Raw genomic sequence first — 13,196 nt, forward strand, 5'->3', positions numbered from 1 at the left:
GAATGCTGACGGAGGCTTTCCGTCGATCCCCTGCAGCGTATGGGCTTACATTCCGCAGGGGAATAGGGTCGGCTGTTGGCTATAAGAATAGGTCGCACGGGCGAAAGGCGGGGCTGGGGAGGTCGGCTTCAAGAGCGCCCTCTCGCCAGCGCGCGGAGGTCACCGACTGCGCCGAGGTGCTTTTCGTAGGATGGGTTGAGCCTGCGAAACCCATCGGGCCAGGGTGATGGGTATCGCTTCGCTCAACCCATCCTACGAGGAGACCTGCGCCCGCAGGAGCGAACTCCGTCCGCGATCGGATTCACCGGCGGCACGAACAGCCCCACATGACAGCCCCGCCCCACTCCGGCATCCTTGACCCTCCGCCCCGCCCCCACGAGAGCGCAGATGAACCTGCCCCCCCGACAGCAAGACATCCTCGACCTGGTCCGCGAACGCGGCTACCTGAGCATCGAGGAGCTGGCCCAGCAGTTCGCCGTCACCCCGCAGACCATCCGCCGCGACATCAACCAGCTCGCCGAGCGCAGCCTGCTGCGCCGCTACCATGGCGGCGCAGCCTGGGACTCGAGCATCGAGAACACCGCCTACAACACCCGCGCCGACCAGATGCGCGACGAGAAGCAGCGCATCGCCGAGGCGGTGGCGGCGCAGATTCCCGACGACGCCTCGCTGTTCATCAATATCGGCACCACCACCGAGGCCATCGCCCGCGCCCTGCTCGGGCATCGCCACCTGAAGATCATCACCAACAACCTGCACGTCGCCGCCACCCTCAGCGCCAAGGACGATTTCGAAGTGCTGGTGGCCGGCGGCACCGTGCGCGGCGACGGCGGCGTGGTCGGCCAGGCGGCGGTGGACTTCATCGAGCAGTTCCGCGCCGACTTCGCCCTGGTGGGCATCAGCGGCATCGACGAGGACGGCAGCCTGCTGGACTTCGACTACCAGGAAGTGCGCGTCTCCCGCGCCATCATCGACAACGCCCGGCAGGTGTTCCTCGCCGCCGACTCCAGCAAGTTCGGGCGCAACGCCCTGGTGCGCCTGGGGCCGATCGGCCTGGTCGACCGCCTGTTCACCGACGCCGCGCCGCCGCCCGCCGTGGCGCGCCTGCTGGCCCAGCACAAGGTGCAGCTGGAGCTGGTCTGACGCGCTTTACGTTCGAATCCGAAAATCCCCGGTAAATCAGCCGAATGGCTGGGCTTCAGCCTGGCCATTCGGCGTTCGCTCGCCTATCATATTTTCGAATTCGAACGCATTCATGTTCATTTCCAGCCAAGAGGACGCCCCATGAGCCATTCCCACAAGCGCTCCGCTCCCCTGGCTGAGGTCTACGACCTGGCGGTGGTCGGCGGCGGCATCAATGGCGCGGGCATCGCGGCGGACGCCGCCGGGCGCGGCCTGCTCACCTTCCTTTGCGAACAGCACGACCTGGCCAGCCATACCTCCTCGGCCAGCAGCAAGCTGGTCCACGGCGGCCTGCGCTACCTGGAACACGGCGAATTCCGCCTGGTGCGCGAGGCCCTGGCCGAGCGCGAGGTGCTGCTGGCCAAGGCGCCGCACATCGTTCACCCGCTGCGTTTCGTCCTGCCGCACCAGCCGCACCTGCGCCCGGCCTGGATGATCCGCGCCGGGCTGTTCTTCTACGACCACCTGGGCCGGCGCGAGAAGCTGCCGGCCTCGCGCGGTCTGCGTTTCGGCGCCGACAGCCCGCTGCAGGAGCACCTGCGCCGCGGCTTCGAGTATGCCGACTGCTCCGTCGACGACGCCCGCCTGGTGGTACTCAACGCCATGGCCGCCCGCGAGCGCGGCGCCCACGTGCACCCGCGCACCCGCTGCGTCAGCGCGCGGCGCAGCAAGGGCCTGTGGCACCTGCATCTGGAGCGCGACGACGGCAGTCTCTACTCGATCCGCGCCCGCGCCCTGGTCAACGCCGCCGGGCCCTGGGTGGCGCAATTCCTCCGCGACGACCTGCGCCAGCGGCCGCCCTACGGCATCCGCCTGATCCAGGGCAGCCACCTAGTGGTGCCGCGGCTGTACGAGGGCGAGCAGGCGTACATCCTGCAGAACGAGGACCGCCGCATCGTCTTCGTCATCCCCTACCTGGAGCGCTTCACCCTGATCGGCACCACCGACCGCGAATACCTGGGCGACCCGGCGAAGGTGCAGATCAGCGACGAGGAAACCGGTTACCTGCTGGCGGTGGTCAACGCCCACTTCAAGCGCCAGTTGCATCGCGAGGACATCCTCTGGAGCTTCTCCGGGGTGCGCCCGCTGTGCGACGACGAATCCGACGAGCCGTCCGCCGTCACCCGCGACTACACCCTGGCGCTGCAGGGCGCGCCAGGCGAGGCGCCGCTGCTGTCGGTGTTCGGCGGCAAACTGACCACCTACCGCAAGCTGGCCGAGGCCGCCCTGGCCGAGCTGGCGCCGACCTTCCCGCGCCTGGGCCCGGCCTGGACCGCCGATGCCCCGCTACCCGGCGGCGAAAACATGAGCAGCCCTGAGGACCTGGCCGTCGAGCTGCTGGCCAGGCACCCCTGGCTGCCGGCCGGCCTGGCGCGGCGCTGGGCCACCAGCTACGGCACGCGCAGCTGGCGCCTGCTCGACGGGGTGAAGGGCGAAACCGACCTGGGCGAACACCTGGGCGCCGGGCTCTACGCCCGCGAGGTGGACTACCTGTGCCGCGAGGAATGGGCCGAGAACGCCGATGACATCCTCTGGCGCCGCAGCAAGCTCGGGCTGTTCCTCGATGCCGCGCAGAAACTGCGCCTGGCCGAGTACCTGGCCCGAGAACATCCGCGCAAGGCCAGCGTGCAGGTAGCCTGAGGCAGGCTCAGAGCGAAGCGTTCAACTCGCTGATCAGCGCTTCGCGATGCTTGAGCGAGGCCAGCGCGCTCTCGCCCAGCCGTCCGGCCACCTCGCTGAGCAGGCCCTGGGCCAGGAGCATGAAGGCGCACATGCTGTTGCTGTAGAACAGGCTGTGGTTGGGCACATAGAAGCTGTGCGCCGCCACCCGCGCCAACGGCGAACTCGAAGAATCGGTCAGGGCCACCACCTCGATGCCGTGGCGCGCCGCCACTTCGGCGGTGGCCAGCACGCTGGGCGTATAGGGGAAGCAACTGGCGACCACCAGCACGTCGCCGGCATCCAGCTGCGCCAGCGCATCGGCCACGCCCTGGCGGTTGGAGTCCAGCGCCGCCACGTCGGGGCGCAACATCCCCAGGCCGTAGGACATGAACAGCGCCAGCGAGGTGAACTGGCGCATGCCGTGAATGCGCACGCGGCGCGCGCCGGCCAGCAGCTCCACCACGCGGGCGAACGCTTCCGGCTCCACCTGCTCGATCAGGCTGGCGATGTTGGCGCTTTCCTGCCGGCCCAGGCGCGTCAGGCGCGACAGGGTGCTGTCGGCGGGGGTCAGCAGCAGGCGCGAGGCCTGGTCGCTGTAGAAGCTCTTGCCCTCGGTCAGCTCGCGGCGGAACACGTCCTGGAACTTGCTGAAGCCGCCATAGCCCAGGCGCTGGGCCAGCCGCGAGAGGGTCGAGGCATTGACCCCCAGCTGCTCGGCCAGCTCACTGATGGACGACACCGCGGTGCGCTGCGGCGCCTCGATCAGCGCCGTCAGCACGCGGCGCGAGCTGGCGCCCAGGGAGATGCCCGCCTCGCCGCGCTCGATGTCCTCCAGCAGTTGCTTGAGGGCTCCCAGGTTGTCGGGCAGGGCGGCGGGCGCTTGGCTCATCATGCAGGTCCAGGTTCGGGATCGGGGCGGACACTGCCCCGGGCCTCGACCTCGCGGGTGTCGGGCTGGCAGTGGACGCGCCATTCTACCGAGTTCGCCCCGATGCGGAACACGGCCGTGGCCAGGGTGTTCTCCTCGTCCGGGTCGTCCGCCGCGCGGCGGTACACCGGCAGTTCGGCATCCGCCGTGTCGCGCAGGATGGCCAGCGCTTGGCCCTCGTCCAGCAGCGCAGGCGCCCCGGCCAGCAAGGCATCGACGCACTGCTGGCGGCTGCCGGAACTGCCGGTGATGCGCTGGCCGGCGGCGTCCAGGCCGGCATCCAGCAGGTGGTTGGAATGCCCCGCCGGGTGCTGGATTTCGCGCACCGCCACGCCGGTGGAACAGGCTTCGACGCTGAACAGCTGGCTCGCCCCCACCTGCCCCAGGGCATGGTGGAAGGCCCCGGCGCGCCCCGCCGTGGACAGCACGGCGACGGCCTGCGCCAGGCTGCCGGCATCCAGCACCGCCCGAGCCAGCACCTGGCGCGGCAGGCCCGCCGGGATGGCGCGCGGGCGGATGTTGTTGACCGTGCTGACCAGCCCGCGCTCGTTCACCGCGAAGGTATGGCCGGGGATCGAACCGGGGTAGACGAAGCTGGTGAAGCCCAGTCCCTGCTTGGGTTGCGCCTGGAGCAGGCCGCAGAAGCCGTCGAGCGAAGGCAGGCCGTCCTCGTTGTGAGCGATCAGCCAGCCGCCCTCGGCGGGGCCGAACACCGTGGTGCAGCCGTCGACGCTGGCATCCTGGACGAAATCGCCACGGCAGTTCCACAGGAAGACTTCTTCCAGCGGCAATTCCAGGCCGTCGGCCAGGCCGCGCAGCTCGTCCCAGATGCGCGGGAACTGCGCCTGGACCTGCGCCTGCATATGCTGCGCCGCGGCCGAGCCGGCCCGCGCCGCCAGGCTGCGCCACAGCGGCAGCGGGCGCAGGCGCTGATGCACCGCGTCGCGGCCGAAGCGGCCCAGGCCCAGGCCGATTTCGTAGGCGCTGCCGGCAAGGTTCAGGGGGCTCAGGCTCATGGGGCGACCTTCAGGCGACATGTTGCAGGAACTCCCGCAGGCGCGGGCTGGTGGGGTTGCCGATCAGGCTGGCGGGCTCGCCGTCCTCGGCGATGCGGCCCTTGTCGATGAAGATCAGCCGCGAGGCGACCTTGCGCGCGAAGTCGATCTCGTGGGTGACGATGACCATGGTCATGCCCTCCTCCGCCAGGTCCTTCATCACCTGCAGCACCTCGTGGCGCAGCTCCGGGTCCAGCGCCGAGGTCGGCTCGTCGAACAGCATCAGCTTGGGCTTCACCGCCAGGGCGCGGGCGATGGCCACACGCTGCTGCTGGCCGCCGGAGAGCTCCGAGGGGTAATGCCCGGCGCGCTCGGACAGGCCGACCTTGGCCAGCAGCTCGCGGGCCAGCGCCTCGGCCTCGGCCTTCTTCGCCCCGCGCACGCGGATCGGGCCGAAGGCCACGTTCTCCAGCGCGGTCATCTGCGGAAACAGGTGGAACTGCTGGAACACCATGCCCGCCTCCTGGCGGATCAGGCGCTCGTCCACCTTGGGGTCGTTGACCTCCATGCCGTCGACGAACAGCTCGCCGCCGGTGATCACCTCCAGCTTGTTGATGCAGCGCAGCAGTGTGGACTTGCCCGAACCGGAGGGGCCGATGATCACCACCACCTCGCCGGAACCGATCTTCAGATTGATGTCGTGGAGCACCTCGGTCTGGCCGAAATGCTTGGAAACCCGCTTGAACTCGATCATAGGATCTTCAGCCTCGACTCCATGCGCCGCAGCACGTAACTCAATACCAGGGTGATGACCAGGTAGATCACCGCCACCGCCGACCAGATCTCCATCGCCCGGAAGTTGCCGGCGATCACCTCCTGGCCCTGGCGGGTCAGCTCGGCCACGCCGATGACGATGAACAGCGAGGTGTCCTTGATGCTGACGATCCACTGGTTGCCCAGCGCCGGGATCATCCGCCGGAAGGCCAGCGGGGCGATCACGTAGCGCAGGGTGTCGCGCCCGGACAGCCCCAGGGCCAGCCCCGCCTCGCGGAACCCGCGGTTCACCGAGAGCAGCGCGCCGCGGGTGATCTCGGCGATGTAGGCGCCGGAGTTGATCATGATGGTGACCACCGCCGCGCTGAACGGATCGATGCGCACCGGGACCATCAGCGGCAGGGCGAAGTAGATGAACATCACCTGGACCATGATCGGCGTGCCGCGGATCAGCTCGACGAACACCAGCGCCAGGCGGCTGGAGAAGAAGCCGCCGTAGGCGCGGGCGACGCCGGCCAACAGGCCGATCACGGCGCCGCCGGCAAGGCCGAGGATGGAAATCCACAGGGTCAGCCGGGCGCCCTCGAGCAGCACCGGCAGCGCGTCCCAGATGGCGGACCATTGGAAATGCATGGGGTTCTACCTCCGGCTCACTTGGGGTCGGTGCCGAACCACTTGCGGTAGATCTGCGCGTAGGTGCCGTCTTCGCGCAGCTTCTTCAGCGCCGCGTTGACCGGCTCGCGCAGCTCGCTGCCCTTGGGGAAGCCGATGCCGTACTGCTGCGCCATCATCTGCTCGCCGACCGCCTTCACCTGGCCGTCGCCGGCGGTCTTGATGTAGTAGAGGACGTTGGGCGTGTCGTGCATGGCGGCGTCGACGCGGCCGGTGCGCAGCTCCAGGTAGGCGTTGTCGATGTTGGGGAACTGGCGCAGGTCGGCGGCCTTGAGGTTGGCCTTGGCGTAGTCCGCCGCCGAGGTGCCGCTCTTCACCGCCAGGCTCTTGCCGGCGATGTCGGCCTCGCCCTTGATGCTGTCGTTGTCGGCCTTGACCATCAGCAGGAAGCCGCTGTCGTAGTAGCCGTCGGAGAAGTCGATGACCTGCTTGCGGTCTTCCTTGATGGTGATGCCGGCCAGCGCGGCGTCGACGTTGCGCGTCTGCAGCGCAGGGATGATGCCGTTGAAGTCCATCGGCTTGAGCTGGTAGGTGACGCCCATCTCCTTGGCGATGGCCGCCCACAGGTCGATGTCGAAGCCGACGTACTTGTCGCCCTGCTTGAACTCGAAGGGCACGAAGGCGGTGTCGGTGGCGATCAGCAGTTCCTTGCCGGCGGCCATGGAACTGGCGGCGGCGAACAGGGACAGCGCGGCGAAGGAGGCTTGAAGCAGCTTTTTCATGCAGGTCTTCCTCTTGCAGGTCGGTGGATGCGCCCCGCCTTGGCGGGGCGCGCATTAGCGGCAGTTCGATCGCAACGGGCCGGGGCCCGGACTTTATTGTTTTGAGCGGCTAACCCACGGAAGGGGCTGCATGCACAGAGTGCTTTTTCGCAAAATAAACATGCAATAAATTCGATTGCAAGTATTTTTCTCACGCATTGCCGAGGCTTTGCGGACGAGAGCCAGGCGGAATTTCGCCTTTAGCCTCTCTGCTTCGCCGCTTTCAGCCCATCGTGAACTGTCCGGCTGCGCAACGGGCGCGCAACAAAAGATTGCCAAGATCAAAAATGCAATTAATATTTGCGCAATCACCCCGGAGGTCACCATGAGCCACGTCCTGCACCGCAGCCTCACCCAGTCCTACCCCACGGCCGTCCGCGGCGACGGCGCCTACCTGATCGACAGCGAAGGCCGCCGCTACCTGGACGCCAGCGGCGGCGCGGCGGTGTCCTGCCTGGGCCACAGCGACGCGGCGGTGATCGAGGCGGTGCGCCGGCAGGTCGGCACCCTGGCCTATGCCCACACTTCCTTCTTCACCACCGAGCCCATGGAACAGCTGGCGGACTTCCTGATCGCCCGCGCGCCAGCGGGGATGCGCTCGGTGTACTTCGTCAGCGGCGGCTCCGAGGCGGTGGAAGCGGCGCTCAAGCTGGCCCGCCAGTACTTCGTCGAGATCGGCCAGCCGCAACGCACGCACCTGATCGCCCGCCGCCAGAGCTACCACGGCAACACCCTCGGCGCCCTGGCCACCGGCGGCAACGCCTGGCGGCGCCAGCAGTTCCAGCCGCTGCTGATCGACGTCAGCCACGTCAGCCCCTGTTACGCCTACCGCGACCAGGCCGTCGGCGAGACGCCCGAAGCCTATGGCGAACGCCTAGCCCGGGAGCTGGAGGCGGAAATCCTCCGCCTGGGCGCGGACAAGGTCATGGCCTTCGTCGCCGAGCCGGTGGTGGGCGCTACCCTCGGCGCAGTGCCCGCGGTGCCCGGCTACTTCAAGCGCGTGCGGGAAATCTGCGACCGCCACGGGGTGCTGCTGATCCTCGACGAAGTCATGTGCGGCATGGGCCGCACCGGCAGCCTGTTCGCCGCCGAGCAGGAAGGCATCGGCGCCGACCTGATCACCATCGCCAAGGGCCTGGGCGCCGGCTACCAGCCGATCGGCGCCACCCTGGTGAGCGAGCGCATCCACGACGCCATCGCCCAGGGCTCGGGCTTCTTCCAGCACGGCCACACCTACATCGGCCACGCCACCGCCTGCGCCGCGGCCCTGGCGGTACAGAAGACCATCGAGGAACGCGGCCTGCTGGCGCGCGTGCGCAGCCTCGGCCTCGACCTGCAGCAGCGGCTGCAACAGGCCTTCGGCGCCCACCCGCATATCGGCGACATCCGCGGCCGCGGGCTGTTCCAGGGCCTGGAACTGGTGGCCGAGCGCGATAGCAAGGCGCCCTTCCCCGCCGAGGCGAAGCTGCACGCGCGGATCAAGAAGGCCGCCATGCAGGAAGGCCTGCTGTGCTATCCCATGGGCGGCACCCTGGACGGCCGCAGCGGCGACCACATCCTCCTGGCGCCGCCCTTCATCCTCGAAGAGGCGCAGCTGGACGAACTGGTGGACAAGCTGCAACGCGCCATCGACCAGGCCATCGGCAGCCTCTGAGGAAAGCCCATGAAGATCACCTCGCGCCTCACCCCGCTCACCGACGCGAACATGGACGACGAGCAGCGCCGCGTGCTGAGCGACATCCTCAGCGGCCCGCGCGGCAACCTCGACGGCCCCTTCCTGGCCTGGGTGCACAGCCCGCAGCTGGCCGACAGCGCACAGAAACTGGGCGCCTTCTGCCGCTACGGCACGCGCCTGGAACTGCGCCTGAGCGAACTGGCGATCCTGGTTACCGCCGCCTGGTGGCAGTCCCAGGCGGAATGGCAGATCCACGAGCCCATCGCGCGCCAGGCGGGTTTGGCCGAGGGTGTGATCGAAGCGCTACGGCGTGGGGAAGAGCCGCCTTTCGAGCGGGATGATGAACGCCTGGTCTATCGCCTGGGGCGTAGTCTCTATGCGAATAAGCGCATCGAGCAGACGCTCTATGACGAGGGCGTGGCTGCCTTTGGCGAGGCCGGGATGGTGGAACTGGTGGGTATCTTCGGCTACTACGCGCTGGTGGCCATGACCCTCAACGCCTTCGCGGTACAGCGCGAGACGGAGGCGCCCCTGCCCTTCGCCGAGCCCTGAATTGCGGGCGGGCGCGGCTTCTCGTAGGAGCAACCGTCTTGCCAGCCGCGCCGAAGTGCTCTTCGTACAAGCGGACCTTGTCCGCGATAGCCGGGCATATCGGCGCGGATCGCGGATAAGATCTCCTACGCCGCCCCCACCCGCGCCATCCCCCCGTAGGAGCGCGCCCTGCGCGCGATTTCGCGGGCAGGGCCCGCTCCTTCAGGTCGCCGGGGGCACGGTATTCCTCCCCGTAGGAGCGGACCTTGTCCGCGATAGCCGGACATCCCGGCGCGATTCGCGGATGAGATCCGCTCCTACGCTGCGCCACCCGCGCCATTCCCCTGTAGGAGCGCGCCCTGCGCGCGATATCGCGGGCGCAGCCCGCGCCTACCCGGCCAACTGCGCCTCCAGCTCGGCGATGCGCGCCTGCAGGCGTTCGCGTTCGGCACGGGCCGGGCCTATGTCTTCGTAGACGCTGATCAGGTGCTCCGGCAGGCCATCCTGGCGGCGGCGCTGCAGCGAGGTGCGGGCGCGCACCCAGACGTAGCGGCCGTCCTTGCGCCGGCAGCGCTTTTCCACCACGTAGCGGTCGATCTCGCCGGCCAGCATGCTGCGCAGCAGCTGCAGGCTGCGCTCCAGGTCGTCGGGGTGGGTGAGCTGCTGGAAGGTCATGCCGTAGAGCTCCTCGGCGCTGTAGCCGAGCAGTTCGCAGAGGCTGCCGTTGACGCGCAGCCAGGTGCCGTCCAGGCCGATGTAGGCCAGCGCGCCCCAGGTCAGCTCGAAGATGGCGCGCAAGCGCTCCTCGCTGTTGCGCAGCTCTTCCTCGGCGGCCATGCGCGCGGTGTTGTCCATGCTGATGCCGACTATCTTCACCGAGCGCCCGGCGCTGTCCTTGATCACCCGGGCGCGGGAGGCGATCCAGCGCAGCTCGCCGTCCGGGCGGTAGATGCGGAAGTCGCACTCGCAGCCGCTGCCCTCGGCGATGGCCTGGTCGTACATGGCGCGCATGGCGGCCACGTCCTCGGCCGGCAGGTGCGGCCAGAAGTCCTGGTTGTGGCTCACCGGCCAGCCGTAGACCTCCTCGACGTTGGGCGAGTAGGTCACCTCGTCGCTGATCAGGTTCCATTCCCAGGTGACGATGCGCGCGCTCTCCTGGGCCAGCTTCATGCGCGCCTCGCTCTCCATGATCTCGGCGGTGTAGCGGCGGCGCACGTCGGTCATCGGCAGTTCGATGGGCTCCAGCGCCTGCAGGTCGCGCACCGCCTCCTCGCCATAACGCAGCCAGATCCAGTTGACCTTGAGGAAGGCGGCCAGCTTGCGCAGGTTGTCGTAGTCGATCTCGCCGCCGCGCGTCCACTTGTGCACCGCGGTACGCGAGATGCCCAGCGCGGTGGCCACGGCCTGCAGGGTCAGCTTGTTGAGCTCGAGCAATTCCTTGAGGCGGAAGGCGAAGCTGTTTTCCGTCATACGCGGTCCTGTCCTGGAAGAAGCCTGGAGCCGCAGTATACACAGCTGTAAACCGCCGGATTACAGCAAACCCCGGGGCGCACGGCCGTGCGCCCCACCGGCTCACGCCAGGCCGGCCAGCTTCAGCCAATGGGCGTAGAAGCCCTCGGCCACGCGGTTCAGCTCGGCCACCTTGCGTGGCAGGTCGGCGAGCATCACCTCGGCGCTTTCCTGGCTCGGCTGGCTGGGGTCCAGGTACTGCGGCCAGCCGTTGATCCAGCCGCTGACCAGCTCCTCGGTCATCTCCGGGTGGCCCTGCAGGCCGAGGACGAAGCCGCCCCAGGAGAAGCCCTGGTTGGCGCACCAGGGGCTGGACAGCAGGTGCTCGGCGCCCTCGGGCAGGTCGAAGGTGTCGCCGTGCCACTGGTAGATCGGGAATTCCTCGGGCAGGTGCGCAAGCCAGGGGCTCTCGGCCTCCAGGCGGCGCATCGGCTGCCAGCCCATCTCGGTGTAGCCCTGCTGGCGGATGGACGCGCCCAGGGCCTTGGCCAGCAACTGGCCGCCCAGGCAGTGGCCGATCAGCGGCACCCGGCGCTCGATGAAGCGGCGCAGCGCCGCCACCTCGGTGCGCAGCCAGGGCAGGTCGTCGTTCACGCTCATGGGGCCGCCCATGATGGCCACGGCCTTCGGGCGCTCCAGGTCGTAGCCGTCCAGCTCGCCGTGGTCGGCGCGGCGCACTTCGAAGCCCAGGCCGGCGCGGTCGAGCACGCGGGCCAGGTGGCCCGGCGGGCAGAAGTCGGCGTGGGTCAGGATCAGGATATCGGTCATGCTTACCTCCGCGCGGCAGTCTGCCGCAAAAGGCGCGCGACCATAACCCCCAGCGCGCCCGCGGGCAGGCCCGCACCGCCTTCCGGCGGCGCGGGCGCATGGGGTTCATGGGAGTGGGAAGCCGCCGGCCGACGCGGCCTGGCGGCGAGACGAAGGTGTTGGATCAGGGACGCAGGCTGCTCACTTCCTGGGTAACCCCCCAGCCGTCGAGCACACCTCCGAGCGGCGCCACGACTTCCTCCAGGTCGTGTTCGAATGCGCCGATCGCCGCGTGGGTGGCGAACATCACCTTGCTGATCTGCAGGTTCCAGCCACCGTCGGAGCGGGCTTCGACCTGGGCCCTCAGGGATTCGCCGCGGAATTGCCGGGCGGCCTGGCGGGCGTTCTGTTCATCGGGAAAGATGGCGAAGAAGTCGATGGGATGAATGCGGGCGAAATCGAAGCCCCCTTCCTTCATCCGGCGCAGCACATTGACACTGATATCCTCCGAGAGGGGCTTTTCCATGGTACGCACCTCCTTTCGAGACGTTCAGGGTTTCACCTAGTTTCCCAGCCGATGCGGGCCTGGCTTGCGACCGGGCCCGCGGCGGGCACTCGCTGTGCCACAGGAAACGCCAAAAATGCTTCAACGTCCCCCAATTGGTCGCCAAAGGTCTTGAACTGGCAGGCAGGAAGGCCCGTCTGCCGGCAACCAACAGTTTCAGAGTAGCGTCTATGCAGGCCGAATGCCGCCCTACCGGTCAGTCGGTACGTTCGGCGGCGACGGGCGGCAGCGCCGCGGGGCGCGTCGCCAGCACCAGGGCCGCCAGCACCAGGGCCATGCCCAGGGCGTGGCCGGCGCCGAAGCGCTCGCCCAGCAGGCTCACGCCGACCAGCGCCGAGCCCACCGGCATCAGCCCGGTGAACAGCCCGGCGGTGCTGGCCGGCACCCGGGAAATGCCGCGGTACCACAGCAGGAACGACAGCACGCTGGCGCTCAGGGCGTAGAACAGCGTCCAGCCCCAGGTCGCCGCCGGCACCGCGCGCCAGTCCAGCGCCCGCGCCTCGGGCAGCGCCAGCGGCAGGAACAGCAGCAGCCCGGCGAGGTTGACGCCCAGGGCCATGGTCCAGGGGTGCAGGTGCAGCGACAGGCGCCGCGAGTAGATGGCGAACAGCGCCTCGGCGAGCACCGCGCCCAGCACCAGGGCATTGCCCGGCACGCCGCTGCGGCCGCCCGCCGGGCGCTCCAGCAGGTTCAGCGCGGCGATGCCCAGCACCGCCAGGGCGATGGCCAGCAGGCCGCGCGGCTCCAGGCGCTCGCGCAGCCACAGCCAGGCCAGCAGGGCGATGACGCTGGGCGTGGCGCTGGTGATGATGCCGGCGCTGGTGGCGGAGGTCAGCTGCACGCCGTGCAGCATGCACAGGCTGAACAGGAAGCAGCCGAAGAAGGCCTGCAGGAACAGCCCGCGGCAGGCGCCGCCATCCAGCCCCGCGCGCACCCGCGGCAGGGCCAGGCCGGGCAGCAGCACCAGGCTGGCGATGAGGAAGCGCAGCAGGGCGAACAGGTAGACGGGCAGTTCTTCCAGCACCAGCTTGCCGATGGCGATGTTGCCGCCGACCAGCAGCATCGACAAGGCCAGGCAGAAATAGGCGAAAGGCATGGCGGCTTCCTTGCGACAGGCGAAGGGAAAGGCAGCCGACTTCCTACAGCTGCAGACCAGCCCTACAGCATCCGGGCTGCGCCCCATGGGTGCAAGCCC

Annotated in this window: 13 protein-coding genes; 4 read left to right on the top strand and 9 right to left on the bottom strand. The window is 68.8% G+C overall.

Going from position 1 to position 13,196, the window contains the following annotated elements:
- The first annotated feature begins 387 nt into the window (after nt 1-387).
- Together FG99_RS01725 and glpD are read left to right on the top strand one after the other, a co-directional pair.
- Nucleotides 388-1,143 (top strand): DeoR/GlpR family transcriptional regulator, encoded by a 756-nt coding sequence (locus tag FG99_RS01725; protein WP_043266861.1) that lies wholly within the window; start codon nt 388-390, stop codon nt 1,141-1,143.
- 141 nt (nt 1,144-1,284) lie between these two features.
- Nucleotides 1,285-2,823, top strand: a complete 1,539-nt coding sequence (gene glpD / locus FG99_RS01730; protein WP_043266863.1) for a glycerol-3-phosphate dehydrogenase — start codon at nt 1,285-1,287, stop codon at nt 2,821-2,823.
- A gap of 7 nt (nt 2,824-2,830) precedes the next feature.
- Here glpD and FG99_RS01735 read toward each other — a convergent pair whose 3' ends face one another.
- From FG99_RS01735 to glnH, 5 genes are read right to left on the bottom strand one after another with little or no spacing between them, the layout of a single operon-like run.
- Nucleotides 2,831-3,733 carry a MurR/RpiR family transcriptional regulator gene (locus tag FG99_RS01735; RefSeq protein ID WP_024128311.1) on the bottom strand — a complete coding sequence of 301 codons (903 nt, stop codon included), beginning with the start codon at nt 3,731-3,733 and terminating at the stop codon, nt 2,831-2,833.
- Nucleotides 3,733-4,788: an acyl-CoA--6-aminopenicillanic acid acyl-transferase gene (locus tag FG99_RS01740; RefSeq protein WP_043266865.1), complete on the bottom strand. Its 1,056-nt coding sequence runs from the start codon at nt 4,786-4,788 to the stop codon at nt 3,733-3,735. The genes FG99_RS01735 and FG99_RS01740 overlap by 1 nt, the downstream gene beginning before the upstream one ends.
- Before the next feature lie 10 nt (nt 4,789-4,798).
- Nucleotides 4,799-5,521 carry a glutamine ABC transporter ATP-binding protein GlnQ gene (gene glnQ / locus FG99_RS01745; RefSeq protein WP_009619208.1) on the bottom strand — a complete coding sequence of 241 codons (723 nt, stop codon included), beginning with the start codon at nt 5,519-5,521 and terminating at the stop codon, nt 4,799-4,801.
- Entirely contained in the window at nt 5,518-6,174 is a 657-nt protein-coding gene (glnP, locus tag FG99_RS01750) for a glutamine ABC transporter permease GlnP (protein ID WP_009619207.1), read from the bottom strand. The genes glnQ and glnP overlap by 4 nt, the downstream gene beginning before the upstream one ends.
- A gap of 17 nt (nt 6,175-6,191) precedes the next feature.
- Nucleotides 6,192-6,935, bottom strand: a complete 744-nt coding sequence (glnH, locus tag FG99_RS01755) for a glutamine ABC transporter substrate-binding protein GlnH (protein WP_043266867.1) — start codon at nt 6,933-6,935, stop codon at nt 6,192-6,194.
- A gap of 364 nt (nt 6,936-7,299) precedes the next feature.
- Here glnH and FG99_RS01760 point away from each other — a divergent pair, with 364 nt between their 5' ends.
- Both FG99_RS01760 and FG99_RS01765 read left to right on the top strand, forming a co-directional pair.
- Entirely contained in the window at nt 7,300-8,628 is a 1,329-nt protein-coding gene (locus FG99_RS01760; RefSeq protein WP_043266869.1) for an aspartate aminotransferase family protein, read from the top strand.
- Nucleotides 8,629-8,637: 9 nt separating this feature from the next.
- Nucleotides 8,638-9,201 carry a carboxymuconolactone decarboxylase family protein gene (locus tag FG99_RS01765; protein ID WP_043266871.1) on the top strand — a complete coding sequence of 188 codons (564 nt, stop codon included), beginning with the start codon at nt 8,638-8,640 and terminating at the stop codon, nt 9,199-9,201.
- A gap of 369 nt (nt 9,202-9,570) precedes the next feature.
- On the opposite strand, the gene FG99_RS01770 is transcribed toward FG99_RS01765, so the two are convergent.
- The 4 genes from FG99_RS01770 to FG99_RS01785 all read right to left on the bottom strand — a co-directional run bounded on the left by FG99_RS01770 (nt 9,571) and on the right by FG99_RS01785 (nt 13,097).
- On the bottom strand, nt 9,571-10,650 hold the full coding sequence (locus FG99_RS01770) for a PAS domain-containing protein (protein ID WP_043266873.1): 1,080 nt from the start codon (nt 10,648-10,650) through the stop codon (nt 9,571-9,573).
- A gap of 102 nt (nt 10,651-10,752) precedes the next feature.
- Entirely contained in the window at nt 10,753-11,457 is a 705-nt protein-coding gene (locus FG99_RS01775; RefSeq protein WP_043266875.1) for a type 1 glutamine amidotransferase, read from the bottom strand.
- 163 nt (nt 11,458-11,620) lie between these two features.
- Complete coding sequence (locus FG99_RS01780) at nt 11,621-11,962, bottom strand: ribonuclease E inhibitor RraB (protein WP_009619201.1); 342 nt, start codon at nt 11,960-11,962, stop codon at nt 11,621-11,623.
- Nucleotides 11,963-12,197: 235 nt separating this feature from the next.
- Nucleotides 12,198-13,097 carry a DMT family transporter gene (locus FG99_RS01785; protein WP_043266877.1) on the bottom strand — a complete coding sequence of 300 codons (900 nt, stop codon included), beginning with the start codon at nt 13,095-13,097 and terminating at the stop codon, nt 12,198-12,200.
- Nucleotides 13,098-13,196 lie beyond the last annotated feature (99 nt).

Origin of the sequence: Pseudomonas sp. AAC, from assembly GCF_000725445.1 — a bacterium.
GTDB lineage: Bacteria > Pseudomonadota > Gammaproteobacteria > Pseudomonadales > Pseudomonadaceae > Pseudomonas > Pseudomonas citronellolis.